This is a genomic window from Caballeronia sp. LZ062 (assembly GCF_031450785.1).
In the GTDB taxonomy this organism is placed as follows: domain Bacteria; phylum Pseudomonadota; class Gammaproteobacteria; order Burkholderiales; family Burkholderiaceae; genus Caballeronia.
Genome location: NZ_JARTWB010000002.1, coordinates 1,153,305 through 1,177,811, shown reverse-complemented (window position 1 = coordinate 1,177,811; position 24,507 = coordinate 1,153,305). Strand labels below are relative to the sequence as shown.

Genomic DNA, 24,507 nt, shown 5'->3' with positions numbered 1-24,507 from the left:
AAAGGACACGTCATGCACGCACCTTCCTTCACGCCCGCCCCGATGCAGGGCGACGCCATCGCCGAGCGCCGCACGCTGTGGCGCTGGCACTTTTACGCCGGCCTCTTCGTGATGCCGCTGCTTGTCGTGCTTGCCATCACCGGCACGCTGTATTGCTTTCAGCCGCAGATCGAGCCAATGTTGTATCGCGACCGCATGGTCATCGCCGATACGCACGCCCCGCGTCTTTCCACCGATGCGCTGCTCGCCAAAGGCGTCGCCCACGAGCCGCGCGGCGCGGTGCCGACGCTCGCGCAAGTCGACACCCGCCGCACGCGCAGCGCCGAATTCGTCTTTCGCCTGCCATCGGGCGAAAGCGAGAGCGTGTACGTGAATCCGTACGACGGCGCGGTGCTCGGCACGCTCTCTGTCGAACATCGGCTGATGAAGCAGATTCGCAATCTGCATCGCGGGCTCATGCTCGGCAAGACAGGTGAACTGTCGATGGAACTCGCCGGATGCTGGACGCTCGTGATGATCGGCACTGGCGTCGCGCTGTGGTGGCCGTGGGGCAGCGCGGGCAGTCGCGCGGGCGGCGTGTGGCTGCCGCGTCTCACGCTGAAAGGGCGCGCCTGGTGGCGTGATCTGCACGCCGTGGGCGGCGTGTGGCTTGCCATCGGCGCGCTCTTTTTTGTGCTGAGCGGACTGCCGTGGTCCGGATCGTGGGGCAAGCAGTTCAAGGCGCTGGCGACGTCGGCATCGCTCGGTTATCCGAAGGGCGCTTGGGGCGAGGCGCACGTGCATTCGACCGCGCCGGCCGATCATGCGATGCACGGCATGTCGATGAAGATGGACGATCTGCCGCTGCATCAGACGCCGTGGGCCGTCGGCGCGACCGACGTGCCGCAGACCGCGAAGGCGTCGGCCGCGACGCGCATCTCGCTCGACGATGTGATCGTGCTCGCCGCGAAAGAGGGCGTGACGAGCGACTACGGCATCGCGCTGCCTACATCGCCGACCGGCGTCTATACCATATCGTATTTCCCCGCCGATCCGCGTTCCGAACGCACGCTGCACATCGATCAGTACAGCGGGCGTCTGCTGTCCGACATCTCGTACGGCACGTATGGCGCGGTCGCGCGCGTCATCTCGTATGGAACGTCGCTGCACATGGGACGCTTCTTCGGCCTCGCGAACCAGCTCGTGTGCTCGGCGATCTCGCTCGGGCTCGCCGCGCTTTCGGTGACGGGCTTCGTGATGTGGATCAAGCGCCGTCCGTCGCGCACGCTCGGCGCGCCGTCACGGCCCGCAAGACGCCCGCCGATGCGCTTGTGGCGCAGCGGCCTCGCGCTCGTCGGCGTGGTGTTTCCGCTGATGGGCTTGACGATGCTCATCGTCTGGTGTCTGGACCGCCTCGCATTCCGCGCGCGCTCACGAGCGCAAGCCTGACTTCACGCGACGCCGAATCTCAAGCGCGTCAACTGCTCGGCTTCGTTGGCGAGCAGACGCGCGGCGTCGCGAATGGCGACATCGAGCGTAATCGGGCCGGGCGCGGGCGAGAATCGGGGCGCGGTCACACGCGCAGATCTAGCGCCGCCTCTTTCTCATGCGACGCCGAACTTGAAGCGCGTCAACTGCTCGGCTTCGTTGGCGAGCAGACGCGCGGCGTCGCGGATCGCGACATCGAGCGTGATCGGGCCGGGCGCGGGCGAGAAACAGCCGCTGAAGACTTCGGACAGGCGCGGCAGCGCGGCGGGATCGACGGCGCCGGACAGCAGCGTCGCGGGCACGCCCGCCGCGCGCGCGTGCTTGCAGGCAATGAAAGGCGCCTTGCCGTGCAGCGTCTGCACGTCGGAGCGGCCTTCGCCCGTGATCAGCCAGTTCGCGCCTTCCAGCGCGGCATCGAGACCGATTTCCCGCGCGACGACTTCCGCCCCCGTTTCGAAGCGCGCGCCGAGCATATGCAGCGCGAAGCCGAGACCGCCCGCCGCGCCCGCACCCGGTTCGTTTCGTTTTGCGAGACCCATGGCCGATTCAAGCCGGTCCGCGAAATGGGCGAGGGCGGCGTCGACAGACGCGATCTGCTCCGGCGTCACGCCTTTCTGCGGCCCGAAAATGGCGGTCGCGCCGTGCTCGCCGGTGAGCGGATTGTCCACGTCCGACATGCCGACGAACTCGGCTTCCTTGACGCGCGGATCGAGCCCCGTTGCATCGATACGCGCGATCTTGAGCAGCGACGACGGCACGGGCGTCAGTTCGTTGCCGTTGTCATCGAAGAGCTTCACGCCGAGCCCGACGAGCAGCCCCGCGCCGCCGTCGTTCGTGCTGCTGCCGCCGAGCGCGACGAAGAACCGGCGCGCGCCGGAGTCGAGCAGCGCGCGGATCGCCTCGCCCATGCCGAGCGTGCTGCGTTCGGTGACCGGCACGGCCATGCCGTCAGGGTCCGTGATCCCGACGACCTCCGCCGTCTCGATCATCGCGCTGCCGTCGGCGAGCAGTCCCGTCGCGGCGTCGCGACGCGCGGCCGCTGCGCCGCGCACGTTCAGCATGCGGCGCTCGCCGCCAGCCGCGAGCATTGCGTCGAGCGTGCCTTCGCCGCCGTCGGCCATCGGCCGGATGCGGATTTCCGCGTCGGGCTTCGCTCGCCTGATCCCTTCAGCGATCGCGTTCGCGACGCCTTCCGCAGAGAGCGATCCCTTGAACGAATCGGGCGCGATGACGACGACGGGAGCGGGCATGGCGGACGTGATAGGCATGGTGTCTCGAATGTTCTGTTTGGGAAACGGCGTCGGAAAGCTGCGCGCAGATTGGGGCGACGACGCGCGGCCAGCATAGCAGTGCGCCCGGCACGGCAAAATAGCCGGGGAGCGATAGCGGGAATTGTGCGCGGGCGCGACCGTCCGGAAAACGGGGATTTACGCCGTATCCGCGCCCTAAATCCGCCAAAACGCCCGAGAAACGCTCCATGCGCGTTCTCGCAAGCAGGCCGCCCTCATTTGTTTGCTAAAATGCTGGGCTCTGTTGGCTGACTCGCTCGGCGACGGTCCGAGCGTCTCCGAAATGCGCTGTTCATGCGCTTTCGCGAATCGGGCGTCGAAGTGGCGAGCGCCGGCAAGCTCATCGGACCCGCGCCTTTAGAACCGCGGAAGAACCGACCACCGAACGAACACCGAATTACTCTAGGACGATTGAAGCCATGGCTAACGTAGTTGAAAACCTCGGCAAGCTCGAACGCCGCCTGACCATTTCCCTGCCGAAAGACTCCGTGCAGAAGGAAGTGGATTCGCGCATCCGTCAGTTGGCCAAGAACGTGCGCATGCCGGGCTTCCGCCCGGGCAAGGTGCCGCTCAAGATGGTGACGCAGCAGTACGGCGGCCAGGTCGAGGCCGAAGTGCTGAGCGACAAGGTCGGCAAGGAGTTCTTCGATGTCACGCGCGCCGAGAACCTGCGCGTCGCGGGCCAGCCGAGCTTCGCGCCGAAGGCCGAGCCGGCCGCTGACGCCTACGCGTTCGACGCGACTTTCGAGGTGTATCCGGAAGTGAAGCTGGGCGATGTCGCCACCGCTGAAATCGAGCGCACCGTCACCACCATTTCGGAAGCCGAAGTCGACCGCACGCTCGAAATTCTGCGCAAGCAGCGCGTGCATTTCCACGCGCGCGGCGAAGGCGGCGAGCACGGCGACGGCGGTGCGGACACGGCGGCGCAGAACGGCGACCGCGTGACGCTCGACTTCGTCGGCAAGCTGGACGGCGTGGAATTCGAAGGCGGCAGCGCGCAGGACTTCGCGTTCGTGCTGGGCGAAGGCCGCATGCTGCCCGAGTTCGAACAGGCGGCGACCGGCCTGAAGGTCGGCGAATCGCGCGAATTCGACCTGAAGTTCCCGGAGGACTACCACGGCAAGGAAGTGGCGGGCAAGACGGCGCAATTCACGATCACTGTGAAAAAGATCGAATGGCCCCATATGCCTGCAGTGGACGCGGAATTCGCGAAGTCGCTCGGCATCGAAGACGGCGATCTCACTAAGATGCGCGCCGAGATCAAGGACAACCTGGAACGCGAAGCCAAGCGCCGCACGCAGCAGATCGTGAAGAACCAGGTCATGGACGCGCTTCTGAAGATTTCGGAGCTGGACGTGCCCAAGGCGCTGATCGAGCAGGATCAGCAGCGTCTGGTGGAAATGGCCCGTCAGGACTTGCAGCAACGCGGCGTGCCGAACGCAGCGGATGCGCCGATCCCGGCGGAAATGTTCTCCGAGCAGGCCGAGCGCCGCGTGAAGCTGGGCCTCGTGCTGGCCGAACTGGTGAAGGCAAACGACCTGCAGGCAAAGCCCGAACAGATCCGCGCTGAGGTCGACGAATTCGCGAAAAGCTACGAAGACCCGAAGGAAGTCGTCCGCTGGTATTATTCGAATCAGCAGCGCCTCGCCGAAATGGAAGCGTACGTCGTGGAAAGCAACGTCGTCGAATTCGTGCTCGGCAAGGCCAAGGTGACCGACAAGGAAGTCAGCTTCGAGGAACTGGCCAGCGCAACGGCGCAAGCCTGACGCGGAGGGCCAAGGGGCGTGCGGGGTCGTCGGACGGCGGCCCGCACGCCTTTTTTGCATTAAAGTTGTGCATGGACGTGCCGTTCCATTGGATGTTCCTTCGTCGTTCAGTACCCCTATTCCGAACAAGGAAATTGCATGACCTTTCGCGCTGAATTGCTCGATACGTTGGCGTCCCACGCTCCCCGGGACTTCGAAGCCCAGGCGCTCGGCCTCGTCCCGATGGTCGTGGAAACGAGCGGCCGTGGCGAACGTGCCTATGACATCTATTCCCGTCTTCTGAAGGAGCGTGTGGTGTTCCTCGTCGGCGAAGTCAACGACCAGTCGGCGAATCTCGTCGTGGCCCAGTTGCTGTTCCTGGAAAGCGAGAATCCCGACAAGGACATCAGCCTGTACATCAACAGCCCGGGCGGCTCGGTTTCAGCCGGCATGGCGATCTACGACACGATGCAGTTCGTGAAGCCTGACGTCTCGACGCTGTGCATGGGGCTTGCTGCCAGCATGGGCGCGTTCCTGCTGGCATCGGGCGCGAAGGGCAAGCGCGTCGCGCTGCCCAACGCCCGCGTGATGATTCACCAGCCGCTCGGCGGCGCGCGCGGCCAGGCGTCCGACATCGAAATTCAGGCGCGGGAAATCCTGTACCTGAAGGAGCGTCTGAACCAGTTGCTGTCGCATCACACGGGTCAGCCGGTCGAGCGCATTGCGCGCGACACGGATCGCGACAATTTCATGTCCGGCGACGACGCGCAGGCCTACGGCATCGTCGACCAGGTGCTGCACAAGCGTCCCTGAAGGCGTCCGGAGCGGCGCCGCACTGGCTCTTTGGAAAGGCCAGGCAGATGCGGATGGCGCATGCGGCGCAACGCCAAAACGCCCTTCGTGGCAGGCGCGCGGAGTCGAATCTGCGTGGCCGAATCGAAGGGCGTATCATGTAACAAGAGTGTCCGGAGGCTTACACATTTATGGCGGACAAAAAAGGTTCCAGCAGCGAAAAGCTGCTGTACTGCTCGTTCTGCGGAAAGAGCCAGCACGAGGTGAAGAAGCTCATTGCCGGCCCGTCGGTGTTCATCTGCGATGAATGTATCGACCTTTGCAACGAGATCATTCGCGATGAAGCGGCCGGCGCGGCGGAAGAGGCCGGGCTGACCAAGTCCGACCTGCCGAGCCCGCAGGAAATCAGCGACATCCTGAATCAGTACGTCATCGGCCAGGAACGCGCGAAGAAGATTCTCGCGGTGGCCGTGTACAACCATTACAAGCGGCTCAAGCACCTCGACAAGAAGGACGACATCGAGCTGTCGAAGAGCAACATCTTGCTGATCGGGCCGACCGGTTCGGGCAAGACGCTGCTCGCGCAGACGCTTGCGCGCATGCTGAACGTGCCGTTCGTGATCGCGGACGCCACCACGCTCACCGAAGCGGGTTACGTCGGCGAAGACGTCGAGAACATCATTCAGAAGCTGCTGCAGAACTGCAACTACGAAGTCGACAAGGCGCAGCGCGGCATCGTTTACATCGATGAAATCGACAAGATCAGCCGCAAGTCGGACAACCCGTCGATCACGCGCGACGTGTCGGGCGAGGGCGTGCAGCAGGCGCTGCTGAAGCTCGTGGAAGGCACCATGGCATCGGTGCCGCCGCAGGGCGGGCGCAAGCATCCGAACCAGGACTTCATTCAGGTCGATACGACGAACATCCTGTTCATCTGCGGCGGCGCGTTCGACGGTCTCGAGAAGGTCATCACGGACCGCACGGAAAAGACCGGCATCGGTTTCGGCGCGAGCGTGAAGAGCAAGCAGGATCGCGACGCTGGCGAAGTACTGCGCGAAGTCGAACCGGAAGATCTGATCAAGTTCGGCCTGATTCCGGAGCTGATCGGCCGTCTGCCCGTCGTGGCGACGCTCGGCAAGCTGGACGAAGCCGCGCTCGTGAAGATTCTGATCGAGCCGAAGAACGCGCTGGTGAAGCAGTATCACAAGCTCTTCGCCATGGAACGCGTGGAACTGGAGATTCGTCCGGCCGCGCTGCAGGCCATCGCGCAAAAGGCGATTCGCCGCAAGACCGGCGCGCGCGGGCTGCGCTCGATTCTGGAACAGGCGTTGCTCGATGTGATGTACGAACTGCCGACTATGAAGGGCGTTTCGAAGGTGATCGTCGATGACAACACCATCGACGGGGACGGCAAGCCGTTGCTCATCTATGAAGACGCGCCGAAAGTAGCAGGGTCGAACTAAATCGGGCTGTGTGTCGGCGAGAGGCCGTTCATGGCGACGTGAACGGCCTTTGTTTTTATTTTTCGGTTTATCTTGTGGACGTTACTGACGAACTTGGACTACCGACTTTTCCCTTCCGATAAAGGCTTGCAATAGCTCTTAACGGCCTTACTTACGAACGAACCGATTCCATTAATGGGGAAATGAAATGTCAGGAACCCAACTCCTCCCGCAGGAACGCATCACGTTGCCGCTGCTCCCGCTGCGCGACGTAGTCGTGTTCCCGCACATGGTGATTCCGCTCTTCGTTGGGCGGCCCAAGTCGATCAAGGCACTCGAAGCCGCGATGGAAGGCGGCAAGCACATCATGCTCGTCGCCCAGAAAACGGCGGCGAAGGATGAGCCGACCGAAAAAGACATGTACGAAGTGGGATGTGTCGCCAACATCCTGCAAATGCTGAAGCTGCCGGACGGCACCGTGAAAGTGCTCGTCGAAGGCTTGCAGCGCGCGAAGACGCTCTCGATCGAAGAGCAGGAAACCCAGTTTTCCTGCGACGTGATGCCGCTCGAACCGGACCACGCCGACAGCGCCGAGACCGAAGCCCTGCGCCGCGCGATCGTGTCGCAGTTCGATCAGTACGTGAAGCTCAACAAGAAGATTCCGCCGGAGATCCTGACCTCGCTGTCCGGTATCGACGAGGCGGGTCGTCTGGCTGACACCATCGCCGCGCATCTGCCGCTCAAGCTCGACCAGAAGCAGCACATTCTCGAGATGTTCCCGGTCATCGAGCGGCTCGAGCACCTGCTTGCGCAGCTCGAAGCGGAAATCGACATTCTGCAGGTCGAGAAGCGTATCCGTGGGCGCGTGAAGCGTCAGATGGAAAAGAGCCAGCGCGAGTACTACCTGAACGAACAGGTCAAGGCCATCCAGAAGGAATTGGGCGAAGGCGAAGAGGGTGCGGATCTCGAAGAACTCGAGAAGCGCATTGCCGCCGCGCGCATGCCGAAGGAAGCCAAGAAGAAGGCCGACGCCGAGCTCAAGAAGCTGAAGCTGATGTCGCCGATGTCGGCGGAAGCGACCGTCGTGCGCAACTACATCGACACGCTGATCGGCCTGCCGTGGCGCAAGAAGAGCAAGGTCAACAACGACCTCTCGAATGCGGAACGCGTGCTGGACGAAGACCACTTCGGCCTCGAAAAGGTCAAGGAACGCATTCTCGAATATCTCGCGGTTCAGCAACGCGTCGAGAAGGTGAAGGCGCCGATTTTGTGCCTCGTCGGGCCTCCGGGCGTCGGCAAGACCTCGCTCGGCCAGTCCATCGCCCGCGCGACGAACCGCAAGTTCGTGCGCATGGCGCTCGGCGGCGTGCATGACGAGTCGGAGATTCGCGGCCACCGTCGCACGTATATCGGCTCGATGCCGGGCAAGATTCTGCAAAGCCTGGCGAAGGTCGGCGTGCGCAATCCGCTCTTCTTGCTCGACGAAGTCGACAAGATGGGCATGGATTTCCGTGGCGACCCGGCTTCCGCGCTGCTCGAAGTCCTCGATCCGGAACAGAACCATACGTTCGCGGACCACTACATCGAAGTGGATTTCGACCTGTCGGACGTGATGTTCGTCGCGACGTCGAACTCGCTGAACATTCCGCCGCCGCTGCTCGACCGGATGGAAGTGATTCGCCTCTCGGGTTACACCGAGGACGAGAAGGTCAGCATCGCGCAGCGTTATCTGTTGCCCAAGCAAAAGCGCAATAACGGCCTGAAGGAAGGCGAGATCGACGTGGCAGAGCAAGCGATCCGCGACATCATTCGCTACTACACGCGTGAAGCGGGCGTGCGTTCGCTCGAGCGCGAAGTGTCGAAGATCTGCCGCAAGGTCGTGAAGATGCTGCTCTTGAAGAAGGCGGAAGGCGCGGTCAAGGTGGACGGTTCGAATCTCGACACGTTCCTCGGCGTGCGCAAGTACGACTTCGGTCTGGCCGCGAAGGAAAACCAGATCGGTCAGGTGACGGGTCTCGCGTGGACGGAGGTGGGCGGCGATCTGCTCACGATCGAAGCTGCGGTCATGCCCGGCAAGGGTGGCGTGATCCGCACGGGTTCGCTCGGCGACGTGATGAAGGAGTCGGTGGAGGCCGCGCGCTCCGTGGTGCGCTCGCGCTCGCGGCGTCTCGGCATCACGGATGAGTCGTTCGAGAAGAAGGACATCCACATCCACGTGCCCGAAGGCGCGACGCCGAAGGACGGCCCGTCCGCCGGTATCGCGATGACGACGGCGCTTGTGTCCGTGCTGACCGGGATTCCGGTGCGCGCGGACGTGGCGATGACCGGCGAAATCACGCTGCGTGGCGAAGTGCTGCCGATTGGCGGGTTGAAGGAGAAGCTGCTGGCGGCGCATCGCGGCGGCATCAAGCTCGTGCTGATTCCGGAAGAAAACACGAAGGACCTGGCGGACATTCCCGACAACGTGAAGAACGCCATCGAAATCGTGCCGGTGCGCTGGATCGACCGCGTGCTGGAACTGGCGCTCGAACGTCTGCCGGAGCCGTTGCCGGAAGAAGAAGCGAAAGCCACCCCGGTGGCAGCGGAAGCGCAGAAAGACCAGCCCGCTACGGGCGACGTCGTGAAGCACTGACGCGTTGAAGGCATCAACGAGAACCCGCGGCATCGTCCGCGGGTTTTTTTTCGACTGTCGCTTCTAAAGCGTTTCGAAAGCGCGTCGCATCGGGCGCAACCCTCGTTGACACGGCAGTTTCGGCTGCGTTTGCTGGCCGCGCATCGCAGCCAGGCGATGCGGTTCGTCACGACGGCGAATATGAAAATCGATTACAACGTGCCAATAGGGATTCGGGAACACAATGAACAAGACGGAACTGATCGACCACATCGCGCATGAAGCCGATATTTCGAAGGCCGCAGCGGTACGTGCGCTAGAGGCGGTCATCGGCGGCGTGCGCGCGACGCTCGAGAAGGGCGATTCGCTGACGCTCGTCGGCTTCGGGACGTTTGCGGTAGGTGAGCGCGCCGCGCGCACGGGCCGCGATCCACGCACGGGTGCAGCCATCACCATCGAAGCGGCAAAAATTCCCAAGTTCCGCGCTGGCAAAGCCCTGAAGGATGCGCTAAACTAGCGGACTCGCTGGGAACGGTGCTTTTCACTGGTCCTTCTGCTCCGAACGGACAGAAATCCGGGTGCTTAGCTCAGTTGGTAGAGCGGCGCCCTTACAAGGCGTAGGTCGGGAGTTCGAGCCTCTCAGCACCCACCACTTCCAGCGGCATAGCAGTATGCACAAAGCAGCATCTTGGAGCGGTAGTTCAGTTGGTTAGAATACCGGCCTGTCACGCCGGGGGTCGCGGGTTCGAGTCCCGTCCGCTCCGCCAAGAACGACTAAGAATCCCGTAAGCATTGTCGCTTACGGGATTTTGCATTTTGGCGGCTTTCGTTAAGTATCCTAACGGTTTGTGAAGTTGCAAGTCGTGCAACAATTCGGGCGACGATAAAACATCGCGCGTCGGATAACCGGAAGATCGCCGCATCAAAAAGCGCAAAACGCCGCCGGCTTTCGCCTTTTCCTCTCCCGCTGTTGTAATATCGAGCGTTTTGTCTAACCTCGCAGCGCAACGCATGCTCGACTTCTTCCGCAACCACCAGCGCCTGATGATGGCTCTGCTGATCCTGATCATCGTGCCCGGACTGGGTATCGTCGGGATTCAGGGCTTCAGCAACTTCTTCGACGAAAGCGCCTACGTCGCCAGCGTGAATGGCCACAAGATCACGCGTGCCGAATACGAAAGCGCCTTCAGGCAGCAGGTCGACCGCGCCCGCGCCATGCTCGGCGCGCAGTTCGATCCCAAAATGTTCGATTCGCCCGAGACGCGCAGCGCGATGGTCAACAGCCTCGTGCAGCAACGCGTGATGGCCGACGAGACGCAGCGCCTGCACCTCACGGCTTCCGACGACGCCGTGCGCCGTGCGCTGCTGTCGGATCCCGGCATCGCGTCGCTGCGCAAGCCGGACGGCACCATCGACCTCGACCGTTACAAACAGCTTCTCGCGATGCAGGGCATGACGCCCGCGCAATACGACGAGCGTATGCGTTACACCATCGCGAACGACCAGATACCTTCGAGCATCCAGCAGAGCGCGTTCACGTCGAAATCGCTCGCGCAAAGCCTGACTGAATTGGCGGAGCAGCGCCGCTCCGTACAGGGACTGTCGCTACGCACCGTGGACTACACCGCGAAAGTGCAGCCGACGGATGCGCAACTGCATGCTTACTACGACGCGCATCGCAACGCTTTCGCGACGCCCGAGACGGCGACGATCCAGTATCTCGTTCTGTCGCCGGCTACGCTCGCGGCGGCGTCGAAGCCGAGCGACGCCGATCTCAAGAAGTTCTACGACGACAACATCCAGCGTTACCGGACGCAGGGCGAAGTGCGCGCGAGCCACATTCTGATCAACGCGCCGAAGGACGCCAGCGCCGCCGACAAGGCCAAAGCCAAGCAGAAGGCCGAAGGCCTGCTCGCGCAAGTCAAGGCGCATCCGGACCAATTCGCGGATATCGCCAAGAAGAACTCGGATGACCAGGGCTCGGCCGAAAAGGGCGGCGATCTGGGCTACTTCGCGCCCGGCCAGATTGCAGGCGGCAAGGCATTCGACGACGCCGCGTTCAGCCTGAAGAAGGGCGAAGTGAGCAACATCGTGGAATCGGACTTCGGCTATCACATCATTCAGGCGACGGATGTAAAGCCGGCTGCCACCAAGACCTTCGACGAAGTGAAAGACGCCGTCGCGAAGGACTATGCCGCGCAGCAAGGCACGAAGGGCTTCACGGACAGCGCGCAGGGCTTCACGGATCTCGTCTACGAGAAAGAGAAGTCGCTGCAGCCCGCCGCCGACAAGTACAAGCTGACCATTCAGACCGCCACGGTTGGACCGAAGCCGAACCCGCAGTTGCCGCCGGACAATCCGCTCAACAACGCAAAGCTCCTCGCGGCCGTGTTCGCACCGGATTCGGTGAAGCAGCACTACAACACGCAGGCTATCGACGTCGGCAACAACACGCTGATCGCGGCCCGCGTGACGGACTACAAGGCGCCCACCGTACCCGCGTTCGACGCCGTCAAGGATGCCGTGCGCACGAAGGTCGTCGCGGAGCAAGCCGCGGCGCTCGCTCACAAGGAAGGCGAGGCAAAGCTGGCCGAATTGCAGAAGTCGAAATCGGCGGACGGCTTCACCTCGGCGGTCACGGTCTCGCGCAACGAAGCCCAAGGCTTGCCGCCTGCCGCGCTCGCCGCGATTTTCAAGGCGGACGCATCCAAACTGCCGGCGTATGTCGGCGTCGACCTCGGCGCGGACGGTTACGCGATCTATCGCGTGAACGGAGTCGAGAAGTCCGCGCCGGTCGCAGCGGATCGCCTCGCAGGCGCGCAGCAGCAAGTGGCGCAAGTCTATGCGCAGGCAGAGATGGAAGCCTATATCGACTCGCTCAAGGCGCGCTCGAAGGTGAAACTCAGTACGGCGCCTGCGCCTTCGGCGAACGAGTAAGCACAGCAGCCTGATAACGAAAAAGCCCCCGCGTCCGAAAGGCGCGGGGGCTTTGTTTTTGCAGTATCGCGAAATCAGTTCAGTGCGATGTCTCGGTACATCGCGGAACCGAAGCGCAATTACAGGCAGCCCTGAATATCGCCGGTTGCGTCGCTGCCCGCTGCGCCCGAGGCGCGGAAGCCGACCCACGTACCCGGACCGGACCACGACGGACGCACCACGGCCGCGGCGCCGTTAGGCGGCTGCTGGCCCGGCACGAACACGTCGACGGCCTGATCGTTCGCCAGCGTGTCCTGCGAAATCACCTGCTGCTGCGACTTCGTCGCCCACTGCTGAGAGATGCATTGTGCGACTGCCTTCGGCGCCTTTTGGCTCGTGCCGACTTGCTGCACGCCGGCAGGCGGCTGTGCGGCACAGGCAGAGATCGCAACGGTCAATGCGAGCAAGGGGAAGTATTTCACGTGACCTCCTTGTAGAGTCGCTCGATGTCGAGCGGGTTATAAGAGTGACGCGAGAGTCTGAGACACCTGAATCCTGGCCGCGTTTCGCGTTTTGAAGTGCTGTGGCGGCTGCGTCGCGGCTACCGAGACGCGCCCGCGCCCAGCAAGGGTTTCAACGTCGGCCAGACGTTGTCTAGAAGCAATGGCTGGGCCTGCACCGTCGGATGAATCTGGTCGGCCTGGAACATGGACGGCTTGTTTTCGATGCCCGCGAGCAGGAACGGGACGAGCGCTGCATTCTTGTCCTTCGCGATGCGCTCATACACGGCGTGGAACTTTTGCGAATAGTCCGGGCCGTAGTTCGGCGGCACATACATGCCGATGAGCAGCACTTTCGCATGGGCGGCCTGCGATGCATCCACGATGGCGCGAAGGTTGGCTTCAGTGGTCGTGAGCGGCACGCCACGCAGCGCATCGTTGGCGCCGAGTTCCACGATAACGACTGCCGGCTTGATGCGCGCGAGCACGGTGGTGAGCCGCGCGCGTCCGCCGCTCGTGGTGTCGCCGCTGATGCTCGAATTGGCGACGCTATAATCGAGACGCTCTTTCGCCAGCCGCTCGCGCAGCAGATTGACCCAGCCGGTATCGCGCGGCAGGCCGTATTCCGCCGAGAGACTGTCGCCCAGCACGACGATGGCTGGCTTGGCTTGCGCATCGGCTGCTTGCGCATTCGACAAAGCAGCCGCCGTCAGCATCACGCTCGCGATTGCAGCCTTCACGAAATCACGCGCGCTCCAGTTCTTATTCAAGGTGTCCATGCAAAACAATATCGAGCCGGTCATCGAAGTTCGGGGATTGAGCAAACGGGTGAAGGACGCCACGGGCGAGCTGACGATTCTGGACAACATCGACTTGTCGATCGCGAAGGGCAGCAGCGTGGCGATCGTCGGGGCATCCGGGTCGGGCAAGTCGACGTTGCTCGGCTTGCTCGCGGGATTGGACAGCGCGAGCGACGGCTCGGTTCGCCTGCTCGGCAAGGAGCTATCGGCACTGAACGAAGACGAGCGCGCGGCGCTCAGAAGCGGCGCGGTCGGCTTCGTGTTCCAGTCGTTCCAGTTGATGCCGCACCTGACCGCGCTGGAGAATGTCATGCTGCCGCTCGAGTTGCGCGCCGAGATGCCGCACGATCAGATTGCACAGCGTGCGCGCTCGCTGCTCGACCAGGTCGGACTTTCGCAGCGCACCGGGCATTACCCGAAGCTGCTTTCCGGCGGCGAACAACAGCGCGTCGCGCTCGCACGCGCCTTCGCCACGCATCCCGCGATTCTTTTCGCCGATGAACCCACGGGCAGCCTCGACGCCGCGACCGGCTACGCGATCATCGACCTGATGTTCGAGATGAACGAGCGCAACGGTGCGACCCTCGTGCTCGTCACGCACGACACCGAACTTGCGCAACGCTGCGACGCGACGGTCACGATCGAAGCGGGGCGGCTCGTCAACGGCCTCGCCGTCTAGACGCGAAAACGCCCGCATCGGCGAAGATGCGGGCGTCAGCACAAACGGCATTCAGCGCTTCAGCGCCTTGCGCGCGCGCTCGATCAACGCGGACGTCGACGAATCGTGCTTGGCCGGATCCGCGCTCGCTGCCGTGATATCCGCCTCGACGACCTTGCCCAGAATCTTGCCCAATTCGACGCCCCACTGGTCGAACGAATTGATGTCCCACACCGTTCCCTGCACCAGCACCTTGTGCTCGTAAAGCGCGATCAGCGCGCCGAGCGACTGCGGCGTGAGCGCGTCGAGCAGGATGGTCGTGGTCGGCCGGTTGCCGGGGAAACTCAAGTGCGTCGCGAGTTCTTCCTTGCCCGGACCCGCCACCTTCTTCGCCTCTTCGAGCGTGCGGCCGAGCATCAGCGCCTCGCTCTGCGCGAAGCAGTTGGCGAGCAGCTTTGCGTGATGATCGACGAGCGGGTGCTCAGGCGTCAGCAGCGCGATGAAGTCGATCGGGATGATGGTCGGTCCTTGATGCAGCATCTGGAAGAACGCGTGCTGGCCGCTCGTGCCCGGCTCGCCCCAGATCACGGCGGCGGTCGGGTAGTCGACCATGCCGCCGTCGAGCGTCGCGGACTTGCCGTTGCTTTCCATCTCCAGTTGCTGGAGATACGACGGCAGATAGTGCAGCGCCTGCGAATAAGGCGCGACGAGATCGCTTTGCGAGCCGAAGAAGTTGCGATACCAGATGCCGATCATGCCCATCAGCACCGGCAGGTTCTGCGCGAGCGGCGCGGTGCGGAAGTGCTGATCCATCGCGTCGGCGCCTTGCAGCAGCGCCTCGAAGTTCTGCGGCCCGACCGACAGCATGATCGAGAGCCCGACCGCCGACCACAGCGAATAGCGCCCGCCGACCCAGTCCCACATCTCGAAGACGTTCTCCTTCGCGATGCCGAACTTCACGACCTCGGCCGTGTTCGCCGACACGCCGACGAAGTGCTTCGACAGCTGGTCTTCCGGGCAGCCCTGGCTCAGGAACCAGTCGCGCATGGAGTGCGCGTTGGTCATGGTTTCGAGCGTGGTGAAAGTCTTCGAGACGACGATGGCGAGCGTCTCTTCCGCGTCGATCTGTTGCAGCACGCTGTAAAGATCGGCGCCGTCGACGTTGGAGACGAAGTGCGTATCCAGTTCCTTCGACGCTAGATGATGCAGCGCATGCACGACCATCTTCGGCCCGAGATCCGAGCCGCCGATGCCGATGTTCACCACATGGCGAATGCGCTTGCCGGTATAGCCGGTCCACGAACCGTCGCGGACCTTGTCGGCGAACGCAGCCATCTTCGCCTTCTCTTTTTGCACCTGTTCGTGGAACGGCGCATCGGGCGACTGCGCGCGCAGCGCCGTGTGCAGCGCGGCGCGGCCTTCGGTGACGTTGACGGTTTCGCCGGCGAACATCGCGTCGCGGCGCTTCGTGACGCCGGATTCTTCGGCGAGCTGGACGAGCAGTTCCAGCGTGGCGTCGGTGATGCGGTTCTTCGAGAAATCGATCGTGAGGCCGCCGCCTTCGAAGGTCAGGCGCTCGGCGCGCGTCGGCGCCGTGTCGTTTTGCGGCGCGAACCAGTCGCGCAGGCGCTCGCCGGAGATGGCATCGTAGTGCGATTGGAGCGCCGACCAGGCAGGGTGCGATTTGAGCGTCATAGCGGTCTGATAGTCCAGAGTGACAGTTGGAAACGTCCGTGCGGATACGGTTTGCCGAGGCTGCGTACTGCGACCATCGAAGGTTCGTGAACGCGGTGCGTGCCGCCGCGGATGCCCGAATCGAAGCAACGAATCAAAGGGAGTATAGCGACGATGCGTGAAGGGATGCTTGCAACCCGTCACAAGCGCGGCGGCATTAGCCGTTCGGCGGATAAAACAGGCGGTTAATGAGACCGCGCACCTCGGGCGCGAGTTCGCCCGCCGTGAGGCCGGCCGGTCCGATGCCGCGACCGGTCAGCGTCTGCGCAGCGAGTCCGTGGAGATAGACGCCCGCGAGCGCCGCTTCGTACTGCGGCAGCTTTTGCGCGAGCAACGCGCCGATCAGGCCGCCGAGCACGTCGCCGGTGCCGCCCGTGGCGAGTCCGGCGTTGCCGGTCGGATTCACGGCGACGCGGCCATCCGGCGACGCGATCACCGTGCCCGATCCTTTCAGCACGACGACAGCCGCGTAGCGCGCCGAAAGCTGGCGCGCCGCGGAGATGCGGTCCGCCTGCACGGCTTTCGCGTCGGATTGCAGAAGCCGCGCGGCCTCCAGCGGGTGCGGCGTCAGCACGCACGGGTCGCCCGCGCGGCCGCGCGCCGCGACTTCGCCCGCCAGCGCGTCATCCGTCGCGATCAGATTGAGCGCGTCGGCATCGAGCAGTTTCGGCATGTCGAGCTTGAGCACATCGGCGAGCACGCGTTTCGCGCGATCCGTCTTCCCCATGCCGCAGCCGATGGACAGCGCGTCCGTCTTGTCGAGCGCGAAGCCGTCGACGTGATGCAGCATCAGTTCGGGATGCGGCGGGTCGTAGGGCGGGCCGCCTTCGCCCAGAAACGCGACGTGGACCTTGCCCGCGCCCGCATAGAGCGCCATGCGCGCCGCGAGGATCGGCGCGCCGCACATGCCCGTGTCGCCGCCCACGACGGCCAGCGTGCCGAACGTGCCCTTGTTGGTGGCGAAGTCGCGCGGCGGCAGGCTCGCCCGGAAAAGCGATGTCGCGTTGAGCACGACCGAGGGCGCGGCGGGCGGCTCCAGATCGAGCGTCGCGACGTGCAGCGTGCCGCACAGATCGCGGCCGAGCGCGGTGATGAGGCCCGGCTTTGCGCCGATGAAGGTAATCGTCGCATTCGCGCGCAGCGCCTCGCCGCCGCCGACGGGCGCGCCGGTATCGCTGTCGAGGCCGCTCGGCACATCCAGCGCGAGCACGCGGCCGGACTGCTGCGCGCGTCGCGACATGCGCCCGGCGAGCGCGGCGAAGACGCCATCGAGCGGACGCGTGAGTCCGATGCCGAACATGCCGTCGACGAGCCAGCCGAAACCGTCGAAGGAGGCGGGCGGCTCGCTGTCTATCGGCACGCCGGCCGCTTGCGCCGCGTCGAGCGCCCAGCGCGCGTCGTCGGGCTTGACCGCTATCGGCATGCAGACCCGCACGGCCACGCCTGCTCGATGCAGATGCTCGGCGACCATCAGTGCATCGCCGCCGTTGTTGCCGGGACCGGCCGCGATCCACACGGGCAGCGCGCGTGCATCGGGATCGCGGGAGAGGGCATCGAGCAGATACTGCGCGGCGGCCGCGCCCGCGTGGGCCATGAGCGTATGCGGCGGCAGGGCGGCGGCGGCGCGCGCTTCAAGACTGCGCAGTTCCGCGAGCGTCAAGAGCGGGAGCGCGTCGTCGTCGGGCGTGAAATAGGAAGCGGATGCGGTCATGGCGGCGCGAACGAGGAGTCGGCAGAGGAGGCGAAAGCGTCCCGGCTCGCACCGTTCATGCCACGCCGCGTCGGGTGGCTGAATCGCGCGTCAAAAGCGCGTCAACAGCGCGTCAGAAGCGTTCGACGCCGATGGCCGCGAGCGTCTCGGCGGGGAGATCGGGCGTGAGACCGGAGACGAGATCCGCGACCACTTTAGCAGACCCGCACGCGAGGCCCCAGCCCGCCGGACCATGCGCCGCGTTGACGAAAAGGCGCGGATGCCGCGTCGCGCCCACTACCGGCAGCCCGTCCGCCGAAAGCATCCGCAAGCCGTCCCAGGAACGCGCAGCCGATACGCGCGCGGCACCCGGAATCCAGTCGTGCGTGCCTTGGCCGAGCACGTCGAAGGCGCGGCGCGCGAGGCCGGCGTGCGCCGGTTTATCCGCTTTGGCGAAACTCTGGAAAACGCCCGCGCCACCGACGCGCAACCGTTGATTGACCCGCGACATCGTGATGCGCTTCACCGAATCCACCACCGTGATGTGCGGCGCGCGTTCCTCGTAGGCAACGGGCGCCGTCAGCGTGTGCACGCGCAGCGGATAAAGCGACGGCGTGGAACGGAAGCCGCCGACGAGCGCGGGCGTATCCGCCCCCGCTGCCACGACGACCGCGTCGGCGGATATCACGTCGGCGCCGGCATGGCGTTTCTTGTCGTCCTTCGAGCGGGCGAGTTCGACCGCCGCGCGCCGTTCTTCCAGCCGCAGCGACGCGACCTCGCAACACATGCGGAACTCGACGCCCGCTTCTTCGAGCAATTGCTTCAGTTGCTTCGTGAACAGCGGGCAGTTCGCCGTGCGCTCGTCGGGCAGCAACACGCCGCCCGCGAACGCCGGGTCGTCCGGGACGGAAGGCTCGGCCCGCACGCATTCGTCCGGATCGAGCACCCGGTGCGGCACGCCGAAGCGCTTCAAAAGCTCGATGGCTGCTTGCGCGTCGTCGAGTTCGCGGGCGTGCCGGAAGACGTGCAGCATGCCGACGCGCTGTTCGTACTCAAGTTCGAACCGCGCTTCGATATCCGCGAGTGCCCGCCGCGACAACTCGACGAGCGGCTGCAAGAGCGCGTACTGCGCCGAAAATGCCTGCGGTTCGCGCCACTGGCCGAGCCGCTTGAGGAAATCGCGCGCGGCGCCGTCGAAGCCGGTTCTCACGATCATGCCGCTTTGCTTCGCGCGGCTCGACGCCATGAATGTCGGTCCGAACCAGACGTCGAGCGGCGAGGGCAGAAGCGCGCCGCCCTGGCCATACGTTGCGCCTTGCGCGACCGTCGCGTGGCGCTCGATCACACAGACGCGATGCCCGGACGCGTGCAACTGATAAGCGGTGGCGATGCCGGCGATTCCTCCGCCGATGACGATGACATCCATGACTTTTTGTGCCCGAAGGCGGGAGAACGCACGCGCGGCGCGACGCATCGAGCGCCCGGCAAGCCGCGTGTCCTGACGGTAAGACGGCAAGCGCGGCGGCGTGCCGCGCCCGAAGAAAGCGCGCCATGATAGCGCCAAACGCGGCGTCCAGGGACGGGTATTCCCGAACCGCTCGACCGCGAAATAGGCGCGCCGCGAAGCCTGGCAATCCAGCGGCCAATTTCAGGATAAGCAACGCGATGCCCGCGTTTCGCGAAGCGGAGCGCGACGGCGCTATCCGCCCAGGCGCGGCCGATTTCGAGACGCATCCGGGTTATAATCGCGGTCTTCACTCCGCCTCACGCCGCTTTCCCGCACTCGGCGCGCCGAGTGCCATCGAGCGGCTCACAGACGTCATCGACGCACCGTCACAATGGCCCACTTCTCGTGTTTCCCCGGCGCTTCGGCCCTCTCCGATTTCCGTCAGACTCGTCTCCTCGAAACGCTCGCCCGCATCGACGCGAACATCGTCGGCGTGCGCGGACAATTTCTGCATTTCGTCAACGCGTCCGAGCCGCTCAGCGACGAAGACACGAACCGCATTCACGCGCTGATGCACTACGGCACGCCGTTCGAGGAACAAAAAGAGCGCGGCCATGTGGAGAAGTTCCTGGTCGTGCCGCGCCTGGGCACTGTGTCGCCGTGGGCGAGCAAGGCGACCGACATCGCGCATCACTGTGGGTTGACGCAGGTGCGGCGCATCGAGCGCGGCGTCGAGTATTCGGTCGTGATGAAAAGCGGATTGCTCGGCGGCAAGAAGGCGCTGTCGGACGAGGCGCGCGCGCAGGTCGCGGCGGCGCTGCACGACCGCATGACGGAAAGCGTCACGGCATCGCGCGATCAGGCGCTGCATCTTTTCGATGAACTGCCCGCGAAGCCGCTGCAGACGGTCGATATCATCGGCACCGGGCGCTCGGCGCTGGAAGCGGCGAACGTGGAACTGGGTCTCGCGCTGGCGGATGACGAGATCGACTATCTGGTGAACGCTTTTGAAAGCCTCAAGCGCAATCCGACCGATGTCGAATTGATGATGTTCGCGCAGGCGAACAGCGAGCACTGCCGCCACAAGATTTTCAACGGCGAGTGGACCATCGACGGCGAGAAGCAGGACATGTCGCTGTTCCAGATGATCCGCAACACCGAAAAGCTGAACCACGAAGGGACGATCGTCGCGTATTCGGACAATTCCGCGATCATGCAGGGCGGCGTGGCGGAACGCTGGTTCCCGCGCGGCGAGAGCGAGCACTACGAGCGGCACGTCGAACTGACGCACACGCTCATGAAGGTCGAGACGCACAATCACCCGACCGCCATCTCGCCGTTCGCGGGCGCGGCGACCGGCTCGGGCGGCGAAATCCGCGACGAAGGCGCGACCGGCCGCGGCGCGCGTCCGAAAGCGGGTCTCGCGGGTTTCACCGTGTCGAATCTGGACCTGCCCGACGCGCGTCAGAAGTGGGAAAACGCCCGCGACAGCGCGACGCCGCCGTCCGCGCGCAATCCCGCCGACGCACACGAGCCGTATGGCCGCCCCGACCGCATCGCCTCGCCGTTGCAGATCATGATCGACGGCCCCATCGGCGCGGCGGCGTTCAACAACGAATTCGGCCGCCCGAATCTCGGCGGCTATTTCCGTACATACGAGCAGAACGTCGGCGGCCGCGTGCGCGGCTATCACAAGCCGATCATGATTGCGGGCGGCATCGGCAATATCTCGGACCAGCACACGCACAAGCAAGACTTGCCGGCCGGCACGCTCCTGATTCAGATCGGCGGACCGGGCATGCGCATCGGCATGGGCGGCGGCGCGGCTTCGTCGATGGCCACCGGCGCGAACACCGCCGAACTCGACTTCGATTCCGTGCAGCGCGGCAATCCCGAAATTCAGCGCCGGGCGCAGGAAGTCATCAATGCGTGCTGGCAGTTGGGCGAGCACAACCCGATTCTGTCGATTCACGACGTCGGCGCGGGCGGCATCTCGAACGCGTTCCCGGAACTCGTCGACGGCGCGGGCAAGGGCGCGCGCTTCGAACTGCGCAAGGTGCAACTCGAAGAAACCGGCCTGTCGCCGCGTGAAATCTGGTCGAACGAGGCGCAAGAGCGTTACGTGCTGGCAATTGCGCCCGCCGATCTGTCCGCATTCGAAGCCATCTGCGCGCGCGAGCGTTGCCCGGTCGCGGTCGTCGGCGTCGCGACGGAAGAGCGCCAGCTCAAGCTGATCGACGACGAGAACGAAGGACAGCAGCCGGTCGACATGCCGATGGACGTGCTGCTCGGCAAGCCGCCGAAGATGCATCGCGACGTGAAGCGCGAACACGCGCACTTCGAGCCGGTCGATGTCACCGGCCTCGCGCTGTCGGAAGTCGCCGTCGATGTGCTCAAGCACCCGACGGTCGCCAGCAAGTCGTTTCTGATCACCATCGGCGACCGCTCGGTGGGCGGCACGACCGCGCGCGACCAGTTCGTCGGTCCGTGGCAGGTGCCCGTCGCCGACTGCGCGATCACGACGATGGACTACGCAGGCTTTCGCGGCGAAGCCATGACGATGGCCGAGCGCACGCCGCTCGCCGTCATCGACGCGCCGGCTTCCGGCCGCATGGCCGTCGGCGAAGCGGTGACCAACATTGCGTCCGCGCCGATCGAATCGCTGAACAAGCTCAAGCTCTCCGCCAACTGGATGGCCGCGTGCGGCAGCCCGGGCGAAGACGCCGCGCTCTATGCGACGGTGAAGGCCATCGGCATGGAACTGTGCCCGGCGCTCGGCATCAGCATTCCGGTCGGCAAGGATTCGCTGTCCATGCGCACGAAATGGCAGGACGCGCGCGGCGCGCAGAAGGAAGTGGTGTCGCCGGTGTCGCTGATCATCTCGGCGTTCGCGCCGGTCGAAGACGTGCGCCGGCATCTGACGCCGCAGCTCGTCGCCGATACGAACACCGTGCTCATTGCAATCGATCTCGGGCGCGGGCGCAATCGCCTCGGCGGCAGCATTCTCGCGCAAGTCACGCAGCAGGTCGGCGATGCCGTCCCCGACGTGGACGACGCGGAAGACCTGAAGCGCTTTTTCGCCGCCATTCAGTCGCTCAATGCAGACGGCAAGCTGCTCGCGTACCACGACCGCTCGGACGGCGGTCTCTGGGCGACGGTCTGCGAAATGGCGTTCGCCGGGCACGTGGGCGTGTCGCTGAACGTGGACATGCTGACGCTCGACGCCAATCACGAATCCGACTACGGCGACGCCAAAGACTGGGCGAAGCAGACGAGCGGCCGCCGCGACGACCGCACCATCCGCGCGCTCTTCGCCGAAGAACTGGGCGCCGTCGTGCAGGTGCGCGCAGCCGACCGCGACGCGGTGCTCGCCGCGCTGCGCGAACACGGGTTGTCGGCGTGCTCGCACGTGATCGGCAAGCCGAACGAGCGCGATGCCGTCGAGATCTATCGCGACGCGAAGAAGATTTTCGATGCGCCGCGCGTCGAACTGCATCGCGCCTGGAGCGAGGTGAGCTGGCGCATCGCGCGTCTGCGCGACAACCCGGCGTGCGCCGACGCCGAATACGACGCGCTGCTCGACGCGACGGATCCGGGCCTTTCGCCCGTGCTCACGTTCGATCCGGCGGAAGACGTGGCCGCGCCGCTCATCGCGACGAACAAGCGCCCGCGCGTGGCGATTCTGCGCGAGCAGGGCGTGAACTCACATCTGGAGACGGCTTACGCGTTCGACCGCGCCGGCTTCGACGCGCACGACGTCCACATGAGCGACCTGCTCGAAGGCCGCGCGACGCTCGCCGATTTCGCGGGCGCGGTGGCGTGCGGCGGCTTCTCTTACGGCGACGTGCTCGGCGCGGGCGAGGGCTGGGCGAAGACCATCCGCTTCAATCCGCGCCTCGCGGACATGTTCGCGGCGTTCTTCGCGCGCCAGGACACGTTCGCGCTCGGCATCTGCAATGGCTGCCAGATGATGTCGAGCCTCGCGTCGATCATTCCGGGCGCCGAAGCCTGGCCGAAGTTCACGCGCAACAAATCCGAGCAGTTCGAGGCGCGCTATTCGCTCGTGGAAGTGCAAAGCTCGCCGTCGATCTTCTTCGCCGGCATGGAAGGCTCGCGCATTCCGGTGGCGGTCGCGCACGGCGAAGGCTTCGCGGACTTCTCGCAACAGGGCGATGCGGCGAGCGCGCTCGTCGCGATGCGTTTCGTCGATCATCGCGGCAACGCGACTGAGCAGTATCCGTTCAATCCCAACGGTTCGCCGCAAGGCATCACGTCCGTCACGACGCCGGATGGCCGCTTCACGGTGCTGATGCCGCACATGGAGCGCGTGCATCGCAACGTGCAGATGAGCTGGACGCCCGCCGACTGGACCACCGACGCGAGCCCGTGGCTGCGCGTGTTCCAGAACGCGCGACGCTTTCTCGGCTGATCGCGCGTAAGCGTCGAAGAACGCCCCGGCGTCTCGGGGCGTTTTTCTTGAACTACGCGATCTCAAAAGCAACAAAGCCGCCCGAGGGCGGCTTTGTTATATGCAGCGTAGGTTCGCGGCAAGCGGAAAGTTACTTGATCACCGCTTTCTTGCGCAGATTCTCTTCGAACGCCTGCAGCTTTTCCTGCTGCATTTGCTGCGCAATTTGCGCCTTGACCTGCTCGAACGGCGGCGGCGCGATATCGCGGCTGTCGTCGAGACGAATGATGTGCCAGCCGAATTGCGTCTTAACCGGCGCGGGCGTGACTTCGCCCTTCTTCAGCTTCTCGGCCGCGGCGCCGAACTCCGGCACATACGCCGAGGGCGCGGACCAGTCGAGGTCGCCGCCGTTCTTGCCCGATCCCGGGTCCTTCGAATATTGCTTCGCGAGGTCTTCGAAGCTCGCGCCGCCCTTGATCTTCGCGATCAGGTCGTTCGCCTGCGCCTCGTTATCCACGAGGATGTGATGCAGATGCAGTTCCTTGCCGCCGCCTTGCTGCTTCACGAGCTGGTCGTAGCGCGCCTTGATTTCGGCATCGGTCGGCTTGTTCTTCGCGACGAAGTCTTCGATCATCGCGCGCAGCACGACGGTCTGCTGCGCGACGGCCAATTGCGCCTTCACGTCCGGGCGGTTCGCCACGCCTTCGCGGGCGGCTTCCTGCATCAGGATTTCGCGGTTGATGAGTTCTTCGCGCACGGCCTGTTGCAGTTGCGGCGAATCCTGCTGACCCTGCTGGACGAGTTGCTTCACGAGCGCATCGGCGCGCGCCGTGGGAATCGGCGTGCCGTTCACGACGGCGATGTTCTGCGCGAACGCGGGAGCCGCCGCGAACGCAGCCAGCAACACCCAGACGCGGGTTTTTTTCAAAGTCATCGGAGGTTCCTAACTGAACAAACAGACGCCTCAAAGGCGGGTTTAGCGAGATTGAAGCCAGGCGCCGGACTGCA

Annotated in this window: 17 protein-coding genes and 2 tRNA genes; 11 read left to right on the top strand and 8 right to left on the bottom strand. The window is 64.5% G+C overall.

Going from position 1 to position 24,507, the window contains the following annotated elements; all coding sequences use genetic code 11:
• The first annotated feature begins 12 nt into the window (after nucleotides 1-12).
• A complete protein-coding gene (locus tag P9239_RS11565; RefSeq protein WP_309750848.1) occupies nucleotides 13-1,428 on the top strand; it encodes a PepSY domain-containing protein in 1,416 nt (471 codons plus the stop codon).
• Between the two features lie 2 nt (nucleotides 1,429-1,430).
• On the opposite strand, the gene P9239_RS11560 is transcribed toward P9239_RS11565, so the two are convergent.
• Entirely contained in the window at nucleotides 1,431-1,556 is a 126-nt protein-coding gene (locus P9239_RS11560; protein ID WP_309750846.1) for a hypothetical protein, read from the bottom strand.
• A gap of 27 nt (nucleotides 1,557-1,583) precedes the next feature.
• On the bottom strand, nucleotides 1,584-2,735 hold the full coding sequence (locus tag P9239_RS11555) for a glycerate kinase (RefSeq protein ID WP_404980024.1): 1,152 nt from the start codon (nucleotides 2,733-2,735) through the stop codon (nucleotides 1,584-1,586).
• A gap of 440 nt (nucleotides 2,736-3,175) precedes the next feature.
• Here P9239_RS11555 and tig point away from each other — a divergent pair, with 440 nt between their 5' ends.
• From tig to P9239_RS11515, 8 genes are all read left to right on the top strand, one after another.
• Nucleotides 3,176-4,522, top strand: coding sequence for a trigger factor (tig, locus tag P9239_RS11550; RefSeq protein WP_309750844.1), 1,347 nt, complete (start codon nucleotides 3,176-3,178; stop codon nucleotides 4,520-4,522).
• Nucleotides 4,523-4,660: 138 nt separating this feature from the next.
• Nucleotides 4,661-5,314: an ATP-dependent Clp endopeptidase proteolytic subunit ClpP gene (gene clpP / locus P9239_RS11545; RefSeq protein WP_014191278.1), complete on the top strand. Its 654-nt coding sequence runs from the start codon at nucleotides 4,661-4,663 to the stop codon at nucleotides 5,312-5,314.
• 170 nt (nucleotides 5,315-5,484) lie between these two features.
• Nucleotides 5,485-6,756 carry an ATP-dependent Clp protease ATP-binding subunit ClpX gene (gene clpX / locus P9239_RS11540; protein WP_106855990.1) on the top strand — a complete coding sequence of 424 codons (1,272 nt, stop codon included), beginning with the start codon at nucleotides 5,485-5,487 and terminating at the stop codon, nucleotides 6,754-6,756.
• Between the two features lie 187 nt (nucleotides 6,757-6,943).
• Nucleotides 6,944-9,367 (top strand): endopeptidase La, encoded by a 2,424-nt coding sequence (gene lon, locus P9239_RS11535; RefSeq protein ID WP_159836124.1) that lies wholly within the window; start codon nucleotides 6,944-6,946, stop codon nucleotides 9,365-9,367.
• A gap of 223 nt (nucleotides 9,368-9,590) precedes the next feature.
• Complete coding sequence (locus P9239_RS11530) at nucleotides 9,591-9,863, top strand: HU family DNA-binding protein (RefSeq protein ID WP_309750834.1); 273 nt, start codon at nucleotides 9,591-9,593, stop codon at nucleotides 9,861-9,863.
• 59 nt (nucleotides 9,864-9,922) lie between these two features.
• Nucleotides 9,923-9,998 (top strand) — tRNA-Val (locus P9239_RS11525).
• Nucleotides 9,999-10,036: 38 nt separating this feature from the next.
• Nucleotides 10,037-10,113 (top strand) — tRNA-Asp (locus tag P9239_RS11520).
• A 244-nt stretch (nucleotides 10,114-10,357) separates the two neighbouring features.
• Complete coding sequence (locus tag P9239_RS11515; RefSeq protein ID WP_309750832.1) at nucleotides 10,358-12,283, top strand: SurA N-terminal domain-containing protein; 1,926 nt, start codon at nucleotides 10,358-10,360, stop codon at nucleotides 12,281-12,283.
• Nucleotides 12,284-12,402: 119 nt separating this feature from the next.
• Here the strand turns inward: P9239_RS11515 and P9239_RS11510 are convergent, their stop codons facing one another.
• Together P9239_RS11510 and P9239_RS11505 are read right to left on the bottom strand one after the other, a co-directional pair.
• The gene (locus P9239_RS11510; protein WP_309750830.1) at nucleotides 12,403-12,744 is read right to left on the bottom strand and encodes a hypothetical protein; all 342 of its coding nucleotides are present in this window, start codon (nucleotides 12,742-12,744) and stop codon (nucleotides 12,403-12,405) included.
• Between the two features lie 119 nt (nucleotides 12,745-12,863).
• A complete protein-coding gene (locus P9239_RS11505; protein WP_404980025.1) occupies nucleotides 12,864-13,541 on the bottom strand; it encodes an arylesterase in 678 nt (225 codons plus the stop codon).
• On the opposite strand from P9239_RS11505, the gene P9239_RS11500 reads away from it, so the two are divergent.
• Entirely contained in the window at nucleotides 13,426-14,241 is an 816-nt protein-coding gene (locus tag P9239_RS11500; protein ID WP_404980026.1) for an ABC transporter ATP-binding protein, read from the top strand. The two genes, P9239_RS11505 and P9239_RS11500, sit on opposite strands and share 116 nt — an antisense overlap.
• A 51-nt stretch (nucleotides 14,242-14,292) precedes the next feature.
• Here P9239_RS11500 and pgi read toward each other — a convergent pair whose 3' ends face one another.
• The 3 genes from pgi to P9239_RS11485 form a co-directional block, all read right to left on the bottom strand.
• A complete protein-coding gene (gene pgi / locus P9239_RS11495) occupies nucleotides 14,293-15,915 on the bottom strand; it encodes a glucose-6-phosphate isomerase (protein ID WP_309750827.1) in 1,623 nt (540 codons plus the stop codon).
• A gap of 196 nt (nucleotides 15,916-16,111) precedes the next feature.
• A complete protein-coding gene (locus tag P9239_RS11490; RefSeq protein ID WP_309750825.1) occupies nucleotides 16,112-17,665 on the bottom strand; it encodes an NAD(P)H-hydrate dehydratase in 1,554 nt (517 codons plus the stop codon).
• Nucleotides 17,666-17,777: 112 nt separating this feature from the next.
• Complete coding sequence (locus tag P9239_RS11485; RefSeq protein WP_309750823.1) at nucleotides 17,778-19,070, bottom strand: FAD-dependent oxidoreductase; 1,293 nt, start codon at nucleotides 19,068-19,070, stop codon at nucleotides 17,778-17,780.
• Nucleotides 19,071-19,482: 412 nt separating this feature from the next.
• Between P9239_RS11485 and purL the strand changes: the two genes are divergently transcribed.
• Nucleotides 19,483-23,520: a phosphoribosylformylglycinamidine synthase gene (gene purL, locus P9239_RS11480; protein WP_309750822.1), complete on the top strand. Its 4,038-nt coding sequence runs from the start codon at nucleotides 19,483-19,485 to the stop codon at nucleotides 23,518-23,520.
• 130 nt (nucleotides 23,521-23,650) lie between these two features.
• Here the strand turns inward: purL and P9239_RS11475 are convergent, their stop codons facing one another.
• Nucleotides 23,651-24,433, bottom strand: a complete 783-nt coding sequence (locus tag P9239_RS11475) for a peptidylprolyl isomerase (RefSeq protein ID WP_309750821.1) — start codon at nucleotides 24,431-24,433, stop codon at nucleotides 23,651-23,653.
• Nucleotides 24,434-24,507: the final 74 nt, after the last annotated feature.

Coding starts and splice junctions, on each gene's coding strand:
- P9239_RS11530 (WP_309750834.1), top strand. CDS start 9,591: ATGAACAAGACGGAACTGATCGACCACATCGCGCATGAAGCCGATATT.
- clpP (WP_014191278.1), top strand. CDS start 4,661: ATGACCTTTCGCGCTGAATTGCTCGATACGTTGGCGTCCCACGCTCCC.
- P9239_RS11555 (WP_404980024.1), bottom strand. CDS start 2,735: ATGCCTATCACGTCCGCCATGCCCGCTCCCGTCGTCGTCATCGCGCCC.
- P9239_RS11515 (WP_309750832.1), top strand. CDS start 10,358: ATGCTCGACTTCTTCCGCAACCACCAGCGCCTGATGATGGCTCTGCTG.
- P9239_RS11505 (WP_404980025.1), bottom strand. CDS start 13,541: ATGGACACCTTGAATAAGAACTGGAGCGCGCGTGATTTCGTGAAGGCT.
- P9239_RS11565 (WP_309750848.1), top strand. CDS start 13: ATGCACGCACCTTCCTTCACGCCCGCCCCGATGCAGGGCGACGCCATC.
- pgi (WP_309750827.1), bottom strand. CDS start 15,915: ATGACGCTCAAATCGCACCCTGCCTGGTCGGCGCTCCAATCGCACTAC.
- P9239_RS11490 (WP_309750825.1), bottom strand. CDS start 17,665: ATGACCGCATCCGCTTCCTATTTCACGCCCGACGACGACGCGCTCCCG.
- purL (WP_309750822.1), top strand. CDS start 19,483: ATGGCCCACTTCTCGTGTTTCCCCGGCGCTTCGGCCCTCTCCGATTTC.
- lon (WP_159836124.1), top strand. CDS start 6,944: ATGTCAGGAACCCAACTCCTCCCGCAGGAACGCATCACGTTGCCGCTG.
- clpX (WP_106855990.1), top strand. CDS start 5,485: ATGGCGGACAAAAAAGGTTCCAGCAGCGAAAAGCTGCTGTACTGCTCG.
- P9239_RS11485 (WP_309750823.1), bottom strand. CDS start 19,070: ATGGATGTCATCGTCATCGGCGGAGGAATCGCCGGCATCGCCACCGCT.
- tig (WP_309750844.1), top strand. CDS start 3,176: ATGGCTAACGTAGTTGAAAACCTCGGCAAGCTCGAACGCCGCCTGACC.
- P9239_RS11475 (WP_309750821.1), bottom strand. CDS start 24,433: ATGACTTTGAAAAAAACCCGCGTCTGGGTGTTGCTGGCTGCGTTCGCG.